Annotated in this window: 11 protein-coding genes; 2 read left to right on the top strand and 9 right to left on the bottom strand. The window is 56.9% G+C overall.

Features of this window, described 5'->3' with window-relative positions; genetic code table 11:
- Positions 1 to 81: 81 nt before the first annotated feature.
- Genes NEK97_RS19590 through NEK97_RS19555 form a run of 8 tightly spaced genes read right to left on the bottom strand, consistent with a single transcriptional unit; the run spans position 82 to position 13,548 of the window.
- Complete coding sequence (locus tag NEK97_RS19590; RefSeq protein WP_257371379.1) at positions 82 to 5,205, bottom strand: FkbM family methyltransferase; 5,124 nt, start codon at positions 5,203 to 5,205, stop codon at positions 82 to 84.
- On the bottom strand, positions 5,202 to 6,491 hold the full coding sequence (gene wecC, locus NEK97_RS19585; RefSeq protein ID WP_257371378.1) for a UDP-N-acetyl-D-mannosamine dehydrogenase: 1,290 nt from the start codon (positions 6,489 to 6,491) through the stop codon (positions 5,202 to 5,204). Before wecC ends, NEK97_RS19590 begins: the two co-directional genes overlap by 4 nt.
- Positions 6,492 to 6,515: 24 nt before the next feature.
- Positions 6,516 to 8,423 carry a glycosyltransferase gene (locus tag NEK97_RS19580; protein WP_257371377.1) on the bottom strand — a complete coding sequence of 636 codons (1,908 nt, stop codon included), beginning with the start codon at positions 8,421 to 8,423 and terminating at the stop codon, positions 6,516 to 6,518.
- On the bottom strand, positions 8,420 to 9,310 hold the full coding sequence (locus NEK97_RS19575; protein WP_374111554.1) for an ABC transporter ATP-binding protein: 891 nt from the start codon (positions 9,308 to 9,310) through the stop codon (positions 8,420 to 8,422). The genes NEK97_RS19580 and NEK97_RS19575 overlap by 4 nt, the downstream gene beginning before the upstream one ends.
- Positions 9,297 to 10,163, bottom strand: a complete 867-nt coding sequence (locus tag NEK97_RS19570; protein WP_257371375.1) for an ABC transporter permease — start codon at positions 10,161 to 10,163, stop codon at positions 9,297 to 9,299. Before NEK97_RS19570 ends, NEK97_RS19575 begins: the two co-directional genes overlap by 14 nt.
- 20 nt (positions 10,164 to 10,183) lie before the next feature.
- The gene (locus NEK97_RS19565; protein ID WP_257371374.1) at positions 10,184 to 11,935 is read right to left on the bottom strand and encodes a glycosyltransferase family 4 protein; all 1,752 of its coding nucleotides are present in this window, start codon (positions 11,933 to 11,935) and stop codon (positions 10,184 to 10,186) included.
- Entirely contained in the window at positions 11,932 to 13,212 is a 1,281-nt protein-coding gene (locus NEK97_RS19560) for a glycosyltransferase family 4 protein (RefSeq protein ID WP_257371373.1), read from the bottom strand. The genes NEK97_RS19565 and NEK97_RS19560 overlap by 4 nt, the downstream gene beginning before the upstream one ends.
- Before the next feature lie 3 nt (positions 13,213 to 13,215).
- Positions 13,216 to 13,548: a hypothetical protein gene (locus NEK97_RS19555; RefSeq protein WP_257371372.1), complete on the bottom strand. Its 333-nt coding sequence runs from the start codon at positions 13,546 to 13,548 to the stop codon at positions 13,216 to 13,218.
- Between the two features lie 683 nt (positions 13,549 to 14,231).
- On the opposite strand from NEK97_RS19555, the gene NEK97_RS19550 reads away from it, so the two are divergent.
- Both NEK97_RS19550 and NEK97_RS19545 read left to right on the top strand, forming a co-directional pair.
- Positions 14,232 to 15,833: a hypothetical protein gene (locus tag NEK97_RS19550; protein WP_257371371.1), complete on the top strand. Its 1,602-nt coding sequence runs from the start codon at positions 14,232 to 14,234 to the stop codon at positions 15,831 to 15,833.
- A gap of 96 nt (positions 15,834 to 15,929) precedes the next feature.
- On the top strand, positions 15,930 to 17,006 hold the full coding sequence (locus NEK97_RS19545) for an LCP family protein (protein ID WP_235517290.1): 1,077 nt from the start codon (positions 15,930 to 15,932) through the stop codon (positions 17,004 to 17,006).
- Positions 17,007 to 17,092: 86 nt separating this feature from the next.
- On the opposite strand, the gene NEK97_RS19540 is transcribed toward NEK97_RS19545, so the two are convergent.
- Positions 17,093 to 17,893, bottom strand: a complete 801-nt coding sequence (locus NEK97_RS19540) for an alpha/beta fold hydrolase (protein ID WP_257371370.1) — start codon at positions 17,891 to 17,893, stop codon at positions 17,093 to 17,095.
- Positions 17,894 to 18,011: the final 118 nt, after the last annotated feature.

Genomic DNA, 18,011 nt, shown 5'->3' with positions numbered 1-18,011 from the left:
GTGAGCCAAGTCAGGTTGGAGATTCACACAACATACAGAGTGCCGTCGGCATATGTCAGCCTCGGGCACTCTGTAGGGTAACTAATACCCGAGAACCTCGAGCTCCTGAGGGACAACCCTTGAAGCGGCGACCTGCGAACGCACCCGTTTGGCGGCTGCCTTCGACTTGCGACGGAAAATCCTTCCTGAGGCAGCCAGACGCAAGAGAGCGTCTGCAAGATCTGCAGCATTCTCCGGCTCAACGAGCTCACCACACGCTTCGTCCGCGAACTCGGGTATCGCGGCAATCCGAGTCGTCACAGGTACCAGTCCGGACGACATAGCCTCATCCCGTGAGACACCCTGAGAATCCATCCGCGACGGACAAAGAAAAACGCCATAGTCCTTATGTATCTCAGCAATTTCATCCTGCGCCAAGAACCTCTTGTCCAAAAATACATTAGCGAAGCCAAGTAATGGGCGGGTTATCTCATCGAATAGTGGACCATCTCCAATCAGCCTAAACTCCATCTTGGCAAATTGCTCGGTCTTCGAAAGCAACAGAATCGCATCGACAGTGAGGTCATTTGCATATACAGATGACGCATATGGCCTGATGGACAGTATTTTGAAGCGTTGGCTTGGGGACTTCTTTCTGTATTCGAATCGCAAGGTATCAATCGGGTTGTGTATTACACAATAGCGGAGGCGCGACTCGTCCAACCCCAGGTCTGACACAGCCGTTTCCGCCAACCATTTTGAAACAAAAACAACAGACACATCAATGCTGGCTTCCCGGAAAATTCTTCGCCATAACGAAAGACGAGCCTCACTAAGCTCTTTAGCTTTTGCAACTTCCTGCTCAGTCTTGTATAGAAACTTGCGCCTCGACCACTTCTGAATATCTGCACCGTGAGCCCAGATTGCAATTCGCGGGCGTCCAGGAAGATCCCTAACTAGATCCCACATTGAATCGTTGACAAAATGAAGTGAAATCGCGCGATGTTTACCAGTTCGAAGAAACTGAGCTAGCGCCTCCGCTGGACCAGAGATCACAGTTACGCCTTCGAACTCTCGAAAACGCAAACGTACGCCGTCATCGAGGACGAAGACTTCAGTAGGAACGCCAGAATCAATGTATCGACGAACACGACTATGAACAAAACCATTTTTATAGAGATCGCCGTATGAAGGATACCTGTTGGTTATAACCAAATTATCCGCTCGTGAAGCAATGAACGCTGGAGTGACATTTTTGTGTTTCCAGAGGATTCGCCGAATCGCACCCTGACCAGAAGCAAATATACGGACACCCAGCTTTACACTGACAGCATTCTCCGGAATGCTCATCGTGTGGTTCTGATTGACCGCCCTTACGTGTCCCTCAATCTTGGCACTAGAACCGTCATAGTAAATTATTGCAACTTGAAGATTCAAGCCTGCATTGGCCTCAACGTGAAACTCAAGGCGTCCGTCAATAGCAATCGAGTCCAGACTGATCAGATCGAGCGCATAAATATAGTCATGGGCGCCATCGGCTAAATCTGAATCAAAGTGCCATGCATCATCTCGAACTTCTGTCTGTACGCCGGGACGCGCCCGGGTAACGAAGAGTTCGGCCATTCCAGCGCCGCTGAGCGTTCCCTCCGCATCAACTACGACGTCCGCCGCGTGGATACGATCGCCCGCCGCAACCATCTCATCGAGACCCAGACCGCTGTCTATCCGCCCGCTTGATACCGAATCGAGCGCCTCTCGAGGTAGCGCAGCACCGTTCTTACAGTAATCAAACACCTCAGTCGCTAACATCGCTGGCTCCAGGAAGGATGCTCCACGGGCTGAACGCAATAGCGACGACACTGGGGACGTGACGGTCTCGGGCTTCAAAACTAAGCTGCACCTCACAGGGAGCTTCTCAACGGCACTATAGATCGGGCCGGTTTCCGCTATGTTGACGGCCGAGCCCTTAGCCCTGAAAATGCAAGGTTTTCCTGCAACTGATGCAGATGAATAACGAGAAGCCAGCGCTAAATCGAGTAAGTAATTTTGACCGTAGTAGTCTTCAGGCACCATAAAGGCGGCAAATGAACCGTCTGGGACGAGATCCGCAAGGCTGTCGCCTGCGATACTTTCGAGATCGCTTACGTGTAGACCGTCGATCAATCCATCGGGCTCCAACCAGTCGTCCACTTCCGTGTAAAGGCGCGGCGAAATGTCAACACCAAACTGTGATTTCATGGATACCTGAAGGCGAGCTACATCTTCACTAGACGAGACAAGGCCGAACACCACAACCTTTGGCTGGCTAATAATTGCCTGACAGACTCCGGTCCGATTTAGAACATATTGGAGTCGGTGACTGTACGTGTGTTCCCGCATTACTTTTCGCAGGCCGGCTAGCCTTCGCCGCCGACCAGCCCAAACGTCAGTAGTTGAAGTGAGTGTCTTCACGACAACGCGACCACTGTCGGACACCACAGGTATCTCGCCAAATAGGAGCTGGAGCCCTCGAGAGTAGTTGCTCACCACAGTCGTATTTGACGCTAGAAGTTCGTACACTCGTCGAGCGAACATGGACTGCGATTCTTTGACTGAGTTGAGGTTGATGGCGTAATCGTAACCTTTGTAAGCTAGGTCGATCTCAGAGCTCGTCAAGGTTCCAACGATATACCTATTGTAGTCATTTGGAAATTGATACTGAACGTCAGACTTTCCAAAATTTCGATCGAATATTTCCAAGGTAAAAGAGTTTGGAATTTCATCGATAAAAGACTCTAAATCACGTGTGCGATCAGGATATCGTCTATAGTAAGCGCCGGCAAACGCCATACCTTTATTGCGATCATAAATCTCCAAGGGATTATGGAGCGTGGGTTGGCAGGCAAACGGCAGAAAGTGAACGCGGTCGTGTCCCAGATCCTCTTTATATCGTTGGACACAATCAATATCGGTGGTGAAAATGTGGTCTACTAAGTTTGCAGTGTTCAGGAACGTCGAGTAATGAACAGGATCCTCTTTATTCCACAAAATCACCGGTACGCTATTAGATTTCGCCCATGAAATGATCTCTCGGACTTCGTATGACGCCTGGGCGACTTTATTTCCCCACGAGTCACCTTTGCCTCGCCATGCTGACTCCAGGAAAACCAGCTCGGGCGCGAAGGATACCAATTCTTCAGCGTAATTCTCCAGACTCAGTTCAAGTAGCTCACACTCAGGTGCAAAAGACTGCACAGTGAATTCGTCCATGATTGCGGCAATACGTGTCGTGCTACTTTGTGAGGTCTTGGTCAGCTGAAGGGCTGCTGAAGCGTAGCCGGTCTGCAAGCGTCGGGAGGCTCGGATTTCCGCAGACCTGTTCACTACCACCGGTGATCCGCTCAACACGGCGTTCTCAGTCTCCCCCTCCGGAACTACTTCACCCAAAATAGCCTTTGAGGACTGGCGAGCCCGGTGTTCACCTGCCAATCGACCCAGTCTTACGGGAAGCAATGCAACGGCCTTCGGAGATCCGGCAGACTCTCGAATGATCTTTCCCAAACGGAAAGTGACGCTCGTTCGGACATCTTCAATCTTCTGCCTCGCCGCCGCAAGTTCACTTTGGAGTCGTTCAACTTCTGCCTCGGCACTACTCACTCGAGCCCTTGTTCGATCGGCTTCTGCTTGTAGGCCTGCAGATCCTTTATCTGCATCTATCAATTTCTTCTGGGCATCGTCCAACGATGCTCGGAGACTGCTGTTTTCTTGTCGGAGAGAGTGCAGCGTCGCGGCAGTTTCGCTCTTCGACTCATCAATGGCTCGCTCGAGCCGGGATACCATTCCCTTTTCTTTAACGAGACGTTTGGTGGCCTCATTTAGATCACGATTAGCACTCTCGAGTGCCGCTTGCACGTCCGCGAGACGGCTGGTTAGTTCCCTCAGGTCATTAGTGGCGACTTCCTCCCGAGCCACTGCAGACTTCGCTATCGCAGTTCGCATCTTGGACATGCGAAGAATCTTGCTTGTCAAGACCTTTTGTTGTTGCAGCTCCTCTTGCCACGTCTGCGCTTCATGTTCGTGCTGCCGTTCCAATTGATCGATTTCCGATTCCAAGGAAGTGATTCGCGCATTTGCTTGCACAATTTGCCTGTCGGTTTTCTCGATGAAAGACCGTTCGTGACGAATCGTTTCCAGGGCCTCTTGATACTGATTTGATAGATAATCAGAACTGGCCACTAATTCTCTTTCACGCAGAGCTAGAACATCCAACTGCGATCGGATGGAGGCAAGCTCGAGTTCTTTGTGAGCGAGAGAAGTTTCGGCATCCTGTCTTTGAGCAATCGACCCTGAGAGCTCGAGCTCAAGCCCACTGACCCGTTCGGACGCTTGTTCATTGGCAGATGTTAGAAGGCGCAACTGTTCATTGAGGGGGGCTAGTTGAGCCGTTGCCCCACGATATTTTAAATTTGCCTCGGTAAGATTCTTCCGTAGACTCGATATGAGTTGTTGGTCGTAGTAAGTGGCTGCAACTTGCTGTTTAACGATCTGCTCAAAGCGATCTGGTGCGTGCGAAGACGAATTCGGGACGAATCGATGCGTGGGTGTTGCATTGAATGTCGACAAGTAGCGATAATCGAACTTTGTCAGCCACCGATGAATTCGCTCGAAATCCTGCCGCGTTTGGCATTCCAAATAGATATCAGGCCGATATCGTTCGACGAGATTCTTTGCCCCTTTGAGAACCTCCATCTCCATTCCTTCAACATCGATCTTGATCACCCGGACAGGTTTAGAGAACTCCAAATCATCCAATCGAATGATTGTCGTTTCGCCATCTTCCGATGAAACGCGTTCGAGCCGTTGAGCTCCCCGATTGTTTTCCGACGTCTGAACCAGCCGAGCGAAGCCGCCAGCGTCACCGACTCCGACTTCGTGAACCGTGACCAGGTCATCGACACCGTTCAGCAGCGCACTCGAACGAATGACGTCGCACAGCTCGCCGTCCGGTTCAAAAGCATGCACGTCGACACCCGCCACGCAACTTAAGTAGAGCGTGTGGTTTCCACAGTTGGCGCCAATGTCCAAGACGAGGTCCCCGGGAGCTACAACATCCGCGATGTCGATCAACATCGACTCCTCGTAGGGACGATGCGTTGAGGCAATCGTCTTTTGGATGTAGTCGCGATCAGCCTCTGGGAGATTCAGCTGGTACGTGGTTCCATTTGCAACGATCTCAACCGTTTTCATCCCTCGCGGCTACCCAAAACCTCTCGGGCACATACATCGAACGTTCCCCGCGTATCGATCAATACCTTGCCGACCAACGCCTCAGCGCCAACTTCCTTGACTGCGTCGTGGTCGACGAGCACCAGCACAACTTCGGAGCGCTCAATCGACTCTTCAACGGACAGGAACTCTACGTTTCGACGGTTCGCCAGCTTGCCGGGCAACGCCTCGATGTGGGGCTCGGCAACATTGAGTCGGCGGTCCGGCAAAGCATCTGCCAGGTGCCCTGCGATTTCGATTGCCGGAGACTCCCGAAGATCGTCAATGTTTGCCTTGAACGCCAGTCCAAGCACCGACAGCTCGGCAGAATCAGGCAGCCCGGCAAGAGCTGACTTCGCTTGCTCAATGACCCATTCAGGCTTCGAGTCATTGACCTCGCGTGCTGTGCGGATCAATCGGGACTCGTCGGGTGCTGCCGCCACGATGAACCACGGGTCAACAGCAATGCAGTGACCGCCAACGCCCGGACCAGGCTGCAGGATGTTCACGCGTGGGTGGTGGTTCGCCAAGCGAATGAGTTCCCACACGTCGATGCCGAGCTTGTCACTGATAATGGAAAGCTCATTTGCGAATGCAATGTTGACATCCCGGTACGAGTTTTCCACCAGTTTGGCCATCTCCGCCGTAACGGCGTCTGTTGTCAGGATCTCGCCTTGGCAGAAAACAGCGTAGAGATTCTTTGCGGTCTCGGCCGCCTCGGCGGTCATGCCGCCAACAATCCTGTCGTTGGTGACCAGCTCAATCATGACGCGTCCGGGGAGGACCCGCTCCGGGCAGTGGGCGACAAGGATCGCCGGGCGTGAATCGGAACCGTCAAGGCTCAGGTCGGGGCGGAGGTTCAGGATGTAGTTGGCCATGTGCTCGGTGGCACCAGGAGGCGAGGTGGATTCAAGAATCAGGAGTTCACCGCCTTGGAGCTGGGGAGCTATGCCCCGGGCTGCTGCCTCAATGTAGCTCAGATCAGCGGAACGATCAGACTTGAAGGGTGTAGGGACCGCCACTATGTAGGCCTCAGCCCGAGGTGTGGAGGTCGAAGCCTTCAGGTGCCCCTGGCTCACAGCGCCGGAAACATGGACGCCAAGGTCCGGCTCTACAAACGGCACCTGGCCGGCATTTACTGCCCCAACTGTGCGCTCATTTACATCGACACCGATGACTTCGATGCCGTTGGTAGCCAGAATGGCCGCAGTTGGCAGGCCGATGTATCCCAGGCCGATGACGGCTACGCGATTAATAGTATTCAACATGTTCCCCGATTTTTAATTGGTTAGCTAAACAGTGATGTGTTCAGTCGGATTGCCCCAGAACTGAATGTCTCCGGATGCAAGCAATTGGTCGTCCGTGGCGGTCCAGGTATGCCCTGAAGCCGAGCGCTGTACGTAGTAGTTGTACCTGTCGGACGCATAGATCTTGCCGCCAGCGCCGCTGACCGCGCTCATAAACGCGGTGTCCTCGCCTCGCCCGAGTTCCTCAAAGGGAAAACGTACGAAAGTTGCTTTTTTGGCCATAATTGTCGCGCCGATGACCATGTGGCTGAAGCGGTGCTCCATGTGGTTAAACCTCAGCACCGTGGCGTTCCGGCTCTCGATGTACATGAAGTGCGCTAGTTTTCCTACAACGTCGGCACCCGAGAACATCAGGGCGTTCACCTGGTCCCGCAGGTAGTGCGGACCGTAGTAGTCGTCATCGTCCATCTTCGTGAGAACGTCGCCAGTCGCAGCTGCGACGCATAGATTGAGGCATGCCCCCAAGCTGACAGTCCGTGGCTCATGAAGAAGCGTCACTTGGCGGACACCGTATTTGCGGCGCAAGCGCCAGATCTTCCACCAGCTTGGTTTGAAGCCGTGCGTCAGGAGCACCAATTCGACCTGGACACCCTGCTGGGATCCGATGGTCCTGAAGATATGTTCGAGCTGGTGGGGACGAATGGTGGATACCAGTGCACTGACCGACTCGAGTTGCACCGGGCGAATCCGGTGGGGCAACGCCATCCCGACAACCTTTTCGGCTCGGTGGGCATAAGTATGCTCTCCCCAAATCCGGCGCTGGGCGAGGTGGACAGAACGGTCGTTGAGTTCGGGGCTCCTCATCAGGGCCCGAATAATGTACTCGGCATCCTCTTTGGTTTCCACGCTGTGAATCTCACCATCGGGGAAGAACCGGGGCAATGCCGGGCTTGGCATGGTTACCACCGGGGTCCCGGATGCTGTGATCTCGAAAATACGGCGGGCACACATGCTGGGTGAGTCCACCACGGAGTTTACGTTGAGGAAGACTTTGTAGGCCTTGTACGCGGTCAGCATCTGATCGTAGGACAAGGAACCAACAACGCGGGATGCGTACGGCTCAGGGAACTGGTAGTCCGAATTCCCACCGAGCTGGCGTGAAAAAATTTCCAGGCCGTGCTTCACCCTGTCTGAGCCTGCCATGGCGCCATCGAGCAGCAACCGCATCTGGTCGCGCCGCTCGGGATACTTGTGCGCGAAATACATTCCTGCGAAGGCCACGTCACGCGAGTGGCGGCCCTCCCTTGGGCGAACGGGATTATGAATCGCCGGCTGAGCAGCGAACGGCAGCACGTCCACGCGGTTGTGTCCGAGCGCCTGCCTGTAGTCCGGAAGCTTGTTTTCGTCGGACGTGAAGACCACATCGAACTCACGGGCCGCCGGCAGGAAATCGTGGAAGTGCGGAGGATCTTCTTTGTTCCAAAAGACAGTCGGCACACCATTCTCCCGGCACCAGCGCATCAGGTTCAGGAAGTCGGGCTTAGGACCACTGGTCCCGGTCAACTGGTACTTCCAGGAACCGCCGTTACCTTCCCACGCTGACTCAACGAAGAGGAAGTCGATGCGATGCTCCTGCAACTGCTGCAGCCAGCGGTCCTTCGTCAGGAAGACCAGGTTCCATTCATAAGCAAAAGCCTTGGCCGAGAAATTGTCCAGGATAACTGCCACCGTCAGGTCATCCCTTCGGGACGGAACCGATGGGTACTCAAAAGCTGGGAAAGTCAGTTGCTGCTTGCCTGTCTTGGCCGCGGCCGATCGCGCAGCGACGTTCTTGGCTGCTGCCTTGCCGACGTTGAGCGCGCGCTGGCGGTTGTGCCACGTTTGCACCTGCCGAATACCACCGGCACGGAAGTGCCAAGCGGCCTTCCGCAAATCTTCCACCGTGTAGATCATGCCCGGCTCCTACGCATCTTGCTTCTGGCCAATACTTCGGTCATTTGTAAATTGGCTCTTGCCTCGTCTCGAATCCTGGCGGCCGTGATGCCGTTTCCTTTCGCGAGGTTTCCGGTGAAGTCTTGATAAGACTTCACCGTTTCTTCGGGATCCCCATCCATAATCATGTGACCTTTGTCCAGCCAGATGACTCGGCTGCACATGTTGGTGATGGTGTCCAAGGAGTGGCTGACAATAAACACACAACCAGCTTGCTCACGTAATTGATCCATCCGCTTCTTGCTGCGGTCACTGAACTGCGCGTCACCCGTGTTCAGAGCCTCGTCCACCAGGAGGATCTCGGGGTCAATGCTGGCGGCGATTGCGAAGCGAAGCCTTGAACCCATACCGGATGAATAAGACTTCATGGGTAGATGGATCGAGTCTCTTAGCCCGGAGAGTTCGACGATGCTCGTAAACTTGGCAGCTACTTCACGACGGCTCATGCCCATGGCAAGACATCCCAGCACTACGTTCTGATGACCGGAAAGATCGCCCACGAGAGCCGCGTTCACTCCCAACATAATCGGAGTGCTGGACGCGAAAATGGCTCCTGACGTCGGTCTAACTTGTCCACTTATAAGTTTCATCAGCGTGCTCTTGCCGGAACCATTTCGGCCGATAATGCCGATGGACTCGCCGCGCTCGACAACAAAAGAAAGCTCATGCAAGGCCCTTACCGTAACCGTGTTGGGTCGTCTGGTCAGGCGTCGTATGAAACTCGTTTCGCTACGCTCCCGCGCGATGGCCTCGGCATCAGAGGTCATAACCTGGTACTCCATCCCCGCGCGGTCGACAACCACACACGGATGACCTTCTACGTCCAAAACCTGCTCAGCCACGACCATAGGATTCCTCCCCCTGCCAGAAGAAGAGCATGCCCACGAGAAGGGTTCCGAGGGCCCAGACACCCAGAGTTGCCCACGACTGCCAGGTTGGTGGCTGAGCGTATAGGACACAATTACGGACAATGTCGATCACATTGAACAGCGGGTTCAACTTCAATAGAGCAAGTAGTCCCGGGTGCGTAACGAACCGATCGTAGGAATAGAAGATAGCGGAGCCATACATCCATGCCCGCATGAAAAACGGTATCAGGTGCGTTGCATCGTGGGCCCGAGAGATCACGCGCGCAAGTATCAGCCCTACTCCCAGATTAAAAACTGACTGCAGGAGTAGAGCTGGAACGATAAGCAACCACAACCACGTGATCTTCTCCACCGGAGGTACTAGCGTGATGATCAAAAGCATCGCAAGGATCAGCGGAACGTTGGACATCATCTCCCGGATGTTCACCCCGATGGGCAGTGTTGCCCGAGGGAAGTTGAACGCCTGGACCACGGCCTTGTTGCTGTGGATGGACCTGGCGCCGCTCGTGATGGCACCCGACGTTCCCTGGAAAATGAAGATGCCGATCACCAGATATCCAACATAGTTCTCGATGCCATGACCAGTCTGGAGCAGGAGACCGAACATCAAGTAGTACGTCAGCCCATTGAATATGGGGTTCAGCAGCAACCATGCGCTGCCCAGGCGGTCGCGGCGGGTCCCACTCTGAACCCGGGCGCGTGCGTCGTAGAAGATGAACTCCCTGAAGTCCCAAAGCTGAACCAGGTAATCCAGGAACCCCGGCCGCGCGCCAACGCGGGTCAGGCGTCGCATGTCCACCGCCAGTGGTTGAACCATTGCGGGCTCTGGCAAGACAGCCTTCTTAGCCGACATCAGCTGGCCTTCCTCAAGTGATTTGAAACCGCGGCATCATAAGCCTTCGCGTACGCTTGGGCGTTGGCGCTCCACGTCCGCGTCGCCAAAACGCACTGCCTCCCCGTAGCTCCAAGACGCATGCGCAAACCTTCATCCTCCAACAGTTCCAACAACACCTCAGCCAGCCCCGCTGGGTCTGACGGTTCGGCAACCCGGCCGTTGACGCCGTCGTGCACTATCTCGCGCAGCGCGTCCAGGTTGCTGGCGACAACCGGCCGCGCGCAGGCCAGTGCTTCCACGGGCTTCAAGGGTGTGACGGAACGGGTAACGGACAAATCCTTGCGGGGCACTACAAAAACGTCCAAGGCCTGGTGGTAGAGGCGGGCTTGCCCTGAAGAAACCCGTCCAGTGAAGACCCCCCTTTCCGCGAGCCCCAGCCGCTGCATCTGGTTTCGAAGTGCCGGAGCAGCAGTTCCGTCCCCCACCACAAGCAGCCTTAACCTTGGCAGTCGCGGCGCGAGCAACGCAAATGCTGTGACCAGATCATCTATGCCTTCGTAATCAACCAAACTCGTCACTGTGCCTATATACAGCAGTCCGGTGTCCAGACCGAGAACACTGCGGGCATCCTGGTGGGACATGGGCTCGTTGAGATAGTCACCACCCACCGCGTTCGGACTGATCAGCACCTTCTCTGCGGGGACTCCAGCAGCCACGATGTTCTTTTTCATGGCCTCCCCCAGTGTCACCACCAGGTCAGCACTCCGCATGGTTTCGGCCTCACGCTCCATAAACAACCCATACCGTTCGCTGTTTCGCGCTTCCGGTCCACGGGTTGATGCCCACGTGTCTGCGAGCTGGCCGCGGACTTCGTAGACCCACGGAACGCCGATCGAGTGAGCAACCTCACGGGCTACAAGACCGTTAACGAAGTGTGTGGTGGTGTGTATGACGCTGGGTTGGAAGTCGCGGGCAACGGCCAGCAGTCCTTCCGCTTGCTGCTGCAACCGTCCATCCATGGTCTTGGCCAGCTTGCCGGGCAGCAGTCGTTGGTAGGTCACGCCGTCCACCACGTCAGTGTCCTTGGCAGTGAGCACGCCAATCTGGACCGGGTAGCCGATGCGGGTAACGGCCAAGGTGTCCCAGCCCGCGGCCTGCTGAGCGGTTAGGATCGAATGGGTCCTTCGCGCATACCCGCTCCCGGTGTGGGGCAAGGAGTTCGTCAGGAGATGGAGTACGCGCTTCGGAGCGGGCTGCGTGACAGCCTTGTCCAACGATGGTCGCCACCCCTCAAAGACGTTGAGTTCAGCAGAAAGACGACGCTGCTGCTTCGCCATGTTTCCGGGCTGGCCATCGAGGGCGCGGACGGCCCCACTCATGTCGCCGGCATACCAGCGCCGGCGCGCCGTGGTTGCTGCTGCTTGTGGGCTGGAGCCTGCGAGATCCAGGAAGGCATCCGCCCAGTCCAACTGCTCTGCTGCGAGAGCCACCTCGCCAGCTTTGCGGGCGTGCTCTGAGGACTTCACATCGGCGCGTGCGTTACGGAACCGTCGCTGCAAGGCCTCCCCGTCACCGGCAGCATGGCTGGCCATCATCAGAAGCGGACTCGTGGAATCAGGGAGTGCGCCCGAGAAGGCACGCGCCAACGGCCGTACGATCTTCGAAGGAAGACGCCGCAGGACCTGAAGGGCCAGCACAAACGGCGCCTCTGAACGGTGCTCCGAGACCGTGCCGAAGGCCAAGACCATATTTCTCAGAAGGGGCCTCATGCCACACGCTCCTGGCTGCGTGCGCTGGAGCCCTGGCCAACCAGCTCTGCAATGTGACCCATGTAATTCCGCGCAAGCTTGGAGTACTCAGCGTGATTTTCCACCCATTCCCTGCCACTCTTGCCGGCCGAGAGCCTGGCGCGGTCCTTCGACAGTTCCCGCCACAGTTCAGCCACGGCCCTGGCATTGGAGGTCACCACGTCGCCGCCTTTCGCATCCAGGATGATGCGCTCAGCCTCACCACGGACAATGGCTGTGACGTGCCGGCCGATGGCCAAAACTTCGTAGGTTTTTGACGGCACCGTGGTTTCAAACGACTTCCAGTCATCCCGGAGGGAAACGATGCAGGTATCGGCTTCACGATATTTGTCCATGACGGCCGGTCCGTGGAGGGACGGGTAGAACGTCACCGGAGCATCCAGTTCGCGGGCCAGTTTCACCAGTTGCGGCCTGCTGGTTCCGCTACCAACCAAGGTCAGGTGGAAGCCCTCGCCCAGCAAAGCGGCTGCCCTGATCAGCACATCCAGCCGCTGGCTCTTGCCGTGGTTCCCCAGATAGAGGGCGTGGAAGCCATCACGTTCCAGGGGCGGCGGATCAAGGAACGGCATGGCGCCCAGGTCCAGTCCGTTACTGACGGTGATGACGTTTCTGACTCCCCTGGCGCGGAGCGTGTCCGCGAATCCTTCGGTGACCGTCACCACCAGATCGGCCTTGCGCTGGACGAACTCCACCACGTGCTCCACGACGCTTTTCACGCTGCCCTGGACGATGCGGGCATCACGTGCCAAGTCCGGCCAGGCATCGCGCATTTCCACAATGAAGGGAACCCTGCGCAACTTGGACAGGACTAGGCCAGCAGCAAGGGTGGGAAGGCTCGGCGCCGTGGCGAGGACAGCGTGGGGCTTCTTGCCCGAGAGCCCCACAGGAACTGACAGCACGGCCGAGAAAACCTGATCGACGAGCCGCGCTACGGAAGAGGTACCAATGTGGCGGAGGTAGGGAACCCGACGGATGGTCTCCCCGTGCGGTCCCTTCTGGTGACTAAGTGCAAAACCTGCCTGCCGCCGGGGCAAGTCACGGCGGCCGTTGGGGTAGTGCGCAACGGGCGCAACGACGTCGACGTGCCAACCCGCACTGCGGAACTCGCGGGTCAGTGCGCCCCACCGACGCTGCGGCGGACTGTGTTCGGGCCAATAGGAATGGGTGAGGAGCATGAGGCGCAGGGGCGCGTCAACCTGGTCTTGCTCAGCACTATCCCCGGGTAGGGAGTTACTCATGGTTTATTTGCCACTGAGGCGGGGCTTACGAACACCCTTGGATCGCAGAGCACGGAAGTACGCGGCGCCCAGCAGAAGCAGCACCAAAACGGTGGCTCCCTGAACAAGGGGATTGTTCTCAGCTACTGGAGCCAGCGCTACTTTCAAAGGACCGGCAAGGTCGGCGCTCACTACGGGCGGGGCAGCCGTCTTGGTCGCTACAGGGGTAGGCGTCGGCGTCGGCTCCGGTGACACTGACGTCTCCGGCTCGATGGGGAGTACTGGTTCAACGATGGCCGGATTCTCCTGTGGCGAGGGAGCTGTTGTCGTAGGCTCCGGGGATGCAGACGAAGCCACAGGAGGTACAGCCGGGATCACAACCGGCGGGGCAACTGGTGCGACTGGCTGGACGACAGGCGGCGGCACTGGGGCCGGCGTCGGATCAGTCGGGGCAGGACTTGGGTCCGTCGGGATCACGGGTGGGTCGACTGGGACGGGGTTTCCGGGGACGGGGTCGACTGGGAGGGGATCGATCGGATTAGGATCGGGATTTGGGGTTTCCCCGGGCTGTTCAGTGCCAGGACCCGGGCTCGTCTCCGTGGCCACGGCAGGCTGGGCTCCGAAAAACCCAAGAATGGCCAGCATCAGGACGGCACTTGCGGCTTGAACGCGTCTGATTGCCTTTCCCATCTTTCCCCCGTTTTGTGTTCATAAGGATGCTTCCGCACCCCCGGCTCATGCTCATCTGTCTAACGTCATGACAGCGCGCGTACGGCCACCATCGGAGGGCGACCCGAATTAGTTTATCGTATGGACTAGCTCCGCGGTCGCGAAGTCACCTGCTGGACGCGTAGCCCAGCACGGAGGGGCCGCCCAGCGGTTCAACCTCAGCTGCCCTTGTTAGAGTCGTGTCTGCGGACGCCGATACCAAGGAAAACATGAGACCCCGGAAGTCAAAAGACAGCAACAGAGAACGTCGCACGTCCATCCGTTTAGTATCTGTACTCCTTGCACTCACGGCTCTGCTCGTGGGAGCTGGCGTGGTGGGAGTTTTCACTACAGAGCAGCCCGACACTGCACCTCCGGAAACGGCGGATATCCCAGGACCAGGCGCAGTGGAGCCAGGCTTCCCCATAAGCGGCTATTTCATCTCGGCCAGTTCCCGTGACGCGACAAACTTTGGGAAGCTGCAGGACATCAAGGCTTTCGGCGGCGACACGGTCATAACTTTTGGATCCACTCTGCAGCCGGCGACAGCCGACGGCCTTCCTGCTGATTGCCTCGTTGACGGGAAGAGTTGCGCCCGAGTCGCCGCTGGGCCCAGAACCGTTGAGCGCTATTTCACATTCCTCGACGCAAGCAAGTGGGGTCCTGAAGCGCTGCAGTGTCCTGGCGACAGACAGGTCACCAACAACGGACAGACGTACACGGTCCTCGTCCTCCCGAACGCGGGAAAAACGTGCACATCAACCGATAACAAATACAACATCGTGATAGCGGGCGGAAGTCCTGCATCCTCTACAGACCCTTCCAAATCCCTTGCGGGGGCAGCGACGAAACTCGGAATGAAGTTCTTCGCTGGCCTGCCCGCCCCAGCGAAGCGAACGGATTTGACTTATCTACCCGATTTCTCCTACAAGGCAACTTTCGACCTCTTCACAGACCGGTTCCTGAAGTACCAAGCTGATGCAAATGATTTGCCGGGCTTGGCCGGCTTCTACCACCACACCGAGATGCCCCTCACGGACAGTGCAACATTCGATTCCGTGTTTGCTCTCTACACGAGCCAAAACGATGCCATTCATCGCATCCTTCCGACCCGTCAGGCGATTGTCAGCCCATACATTGACGCGCGTGTGGATAAATCAGGAATCAGCGTAGATGATGCACGTAGGGGAATCCGCCGGATAGCCGAAACAGCGGCCGGCGTCCAGCTCAACATCGCCATTCAGGATGGAATGGGCACGGGCAAGGGCGGCGCTTTCTCCCCCAGTGAGGGAGCTTCCGCAGTTGACCCTTACGCGGCCACGATCGTTGGCCAAGGGACCTGGAACAGTAAATATCTCGCACCCAACAAGGACTACTTCACAGCCGCAGCAGCGGGAATTAAGGGCACAGGTGCTGTCCTTTGGGCAAATTTGGAGGGCATGGCGCCCGCAACTAAGCAAAATCCCTGTGGGGACAGCCTCCGCGGACAGACTACAAAAGAGCGGATCGATCGGCAGCTACAACAAGTTGCTACCGCCCGTAAGGTCATCTCCTTTATGTGGGATTCGTATTACACCTGCAAAGGAACCGGAACAACTCTTAAAAAACAGGTAGAAACGGGACTAAACACCCCAATAATCACAGACGTGACGTTCCAGGCTGGGACTGACCAGGTTGAGATTGTCGGCTTCAACCTTGAGGGAAGTACGGCCACATTGAACTGGTCGAATAAAGACGGAGAAGCGATCGAGAAGTCGGCTAAAGCAGACAGCTTCGACCCTTCGTACGGCATGAAACACGGTATGAACCCCAAGCTGGATATGATCACGGTCAACTTTGGCAAAGTCGTCATTGGAAAAGGCAAAGCCTTCTCGGTAAACGTGACGAATAGCTGGGGTTCCAAAGCTACGGAATTCCATTCCCTGCTCCCCTAATTCGTAAGGCAACAGACCATACTGCGAAGTCCCTGAGCCAACCCCAATCACACCCTTGATAGAATCGACTCTGCTGATGCCGACACCAAGGAACACATGACGCTCCCGACAGATACTGAAACTCCCTCTGCAGAGTCCCGTCCCCGACGTCAGAAGAGCGGGAAGAAAACCGCCCGGAACGTGCTCCTCGGTTTCGCGGCAGCGGTCCTGGTGGCTGGGCTGATTGGCGGCGCCTACATCTTCAACCTGGCGCAAACGTTCAACTCCGGAACCACAAAAATCGACTCCGCTTTCCCGGAAGAATCCACGCGTCCTCAGAAGGCTGAGCCTGTCAACGGCACCGCGGCGATGAACGTGCTGGTCATGGGTAGCGATACCCGCGGCACTGCCGAGTTGGATGTTGATACGCAGACGGCTACCGACCAGCGGGCTGACACGCTCATGCTGGTCCACATTCCCGCCGATCGTAAGAACGTCTACGCGGTTTCCCTCATGCGTGACCTCTGGGTCGATATTCCGGGTCACGGCGAATCGAAAATCAATGCTGCCCTCGCCCTGGGCGGCGTGCCGCTCATGGTTCAGACGGTTGAGTCTTTGTTCCAGCAGCGGATCGACCACGTAGCAATGGTGGACTTCGAAGGATTCAAGGGTCTGACCGATGCTGTTGGTGGCGTGGAAGTCGACGTCAAGATCCCGTTCGCACCGGCATCGGGACCCATGAAGGGCCATTTCTACCAAGCTGGCAAGCAGACGCTGAACGGCGACGAAGCACTCGCCTTCGTCCGGGAGCGAAAGTCCTTCAGTGATGGCGACTACCAGCGTGTGCGCAACCAGCAGGCGTACATGAAAGCCATCATCAGCAAGACCATCGCCCGTGAAACGCTCACTAACCCTGTGACCGTGAACAGCATGGTCAGCGCTGTGTCACCCTTCATCAGCGTCGATAAGGGCTTCGACGCCGCCGCAATCGGCAGTCTTGCTCTGGGCATGAAGGACCTGCGGGCGAATGACACCGTCATGTTCACGCTACCCACGCTCGGCACAGGTACTTCCGCTGATGGGCAGTCCATTGTCGTAGCGGATACCACTGCTATTACGGATATTGCGGGAGCGCTCTCCAAGGACCAGTTGGGGGCTTACGTCACTGCGCACGCCCTCGAAAAGGGCAACTAACAAACAGCCTTCAAACCAGCCAAACCCCACGAACGGTCTTCCGTTCGTGGGGTTTGCTTTTTCACTGCACCCCGGAATCCAAGGACTTAGAGAAACCCCCGAACATCCCCCGCCACCCGCTCCGGGCATTCCCACAACACCAAATGCCCGGTCTCCTCGTAGATCTTAAGCAGGGAGCCAGGGATCCGGGCGGCTAAGGTCTCCTGATGGTGCCGCGGCACCAGGTGATCGTGGGCGCCCCACAGAATGAGGGTGCGCGCCGAAATATGGCCCGTTTCCGTCGGCGGAACGGCCTGATACAGCCCGCGCAGCGACGCCTTCCACACGGCCGCCGGCATGGTCAGGCCATCCTGGACCCGATCCTCGATGTAAGCAGACGGCACAGTGTGCAGCAGTCGGTACCAGGACAGCGATTCCCGAACCCAGGATTCCGGTACGGGATCAGTCAAAGCCTCTACTTCGTCAGCGAAGGCCGGCTTACTGTGAAGGCTCAACGGGGAACCAACCAACACCATCGACGAAACCCGATCCGGGTACATCACGGCCAGTTGCTGTGCCACGTATCCCCCACTGGAGGACCCAACTAGGTGCGCCCGTCCAATGCCCAGTGCATCGAGGACCGCCACAGCATCATGTGCCACCTCGTCCAACGAATAACCGCCCAAAGGCTTGTCAGCACCGCCGTGCCCCCGCAAGTCGGGGGCTACCAGCAGTAAATCCGGAAGCGAGGCAATTAGCCGATCAAAACTGCGCCAGGATTCGCCCCAGGCATGCAATAAAAGCAACGGTGCGCCGCCGTCGTCGTGAGTTTCATCAAGGCGGCCCTGAACGAAACACGGCACGCTGATCCCCGTGCTCAAAGCCAGTGTCCTGACCTGGGACTTCATGGGCTCAGCGTACGCCGGCCATCAGGAGGACACACCCCCGCGTCACACCACTGCAAGGTTCCTGATTAGCTGGCCCACGCCGGTACGATCCCATGATGTATGCGCTGCTCAGAGCGCA

This window comes from Paenarthrobacter sp. UW852 (assembly GCF_024608385.1).
In the GTDB taxonomy this organism is placed as follows: domain Bacteria; phylum Actinomycetota; class Actinomycetes; order Actinomycetales; family Micrococcaceae; genus Arthrobacter.
The sequence above is the reverse complement of the archived record's forward strand: the minus strand, read 5'-3'. Positions and strand labels throughout refer to the sequence as shown.

What these genes read in the sequence shown, in the direction of transcription:
- NEK97_RS19590 (WP_257371379.1), bottom strand. Translation starts at nt 5,205, where the DNA reads ATGAAAACGGTTGAGATCGTTGCAAATGGAACCACGTACCAGCTGAAT.
- wecC (WP_257371378.1), bottom strand. Translation starts at nt 6,491, where the DNA reads ATGTTGAATACTATTAATCGCGTAGCCGTCATCGGCCTGGGATACATC.
- NEK97_RS19580 (WP_257371377.1), bottom strand. Translation starts at nt 8,423, where the DNA reads ATGATCTACACGGTGGAAGATTTGCGGAAGGCCGCTTGGCACTTCCGT.
- NEK97_RS19575 (WP_374111554.1), bottom strand. Translation starts at nt 9,310, where the DNA reads ATGGTCGTGGCTGAGCAGGTTTTGGACGTAGAAGGTCATCCGTGTGTG.
- NEK97_RS19565 (WP_257371374.1), bottom strand. Translation starts at nt 11,935, where the DNA reads ATGAGGCCCCTTCTGAGAAATATGGTCTTGGCCTTCGGCACGGTCTCG.
- NEK97_RS19560 (WP_257371373.1), bottom strand. Translation starts at nt 13,212, where the DNA reads ATGAGTAACTCCCTACCCGGGGATAGTGCTGAGCAAGACCAGGTTGAC.
- NEK97_RS19545 (WP_235517290.1), top strand. Translation starts at nt 15,930, where the DNA reads ATGACGCTCCCGACAGATACTGAAACTCCCTCTGCAGAGTCCCGTCCC.
- NEK97_RS19540 (WP_257371370.1), bottom strand. Translation starts at nt 17,893, where the DNA reads ATGAAGTCCCAGGTCAGGACACTGGCTTTGAGCACGGGGATCAGCGTG.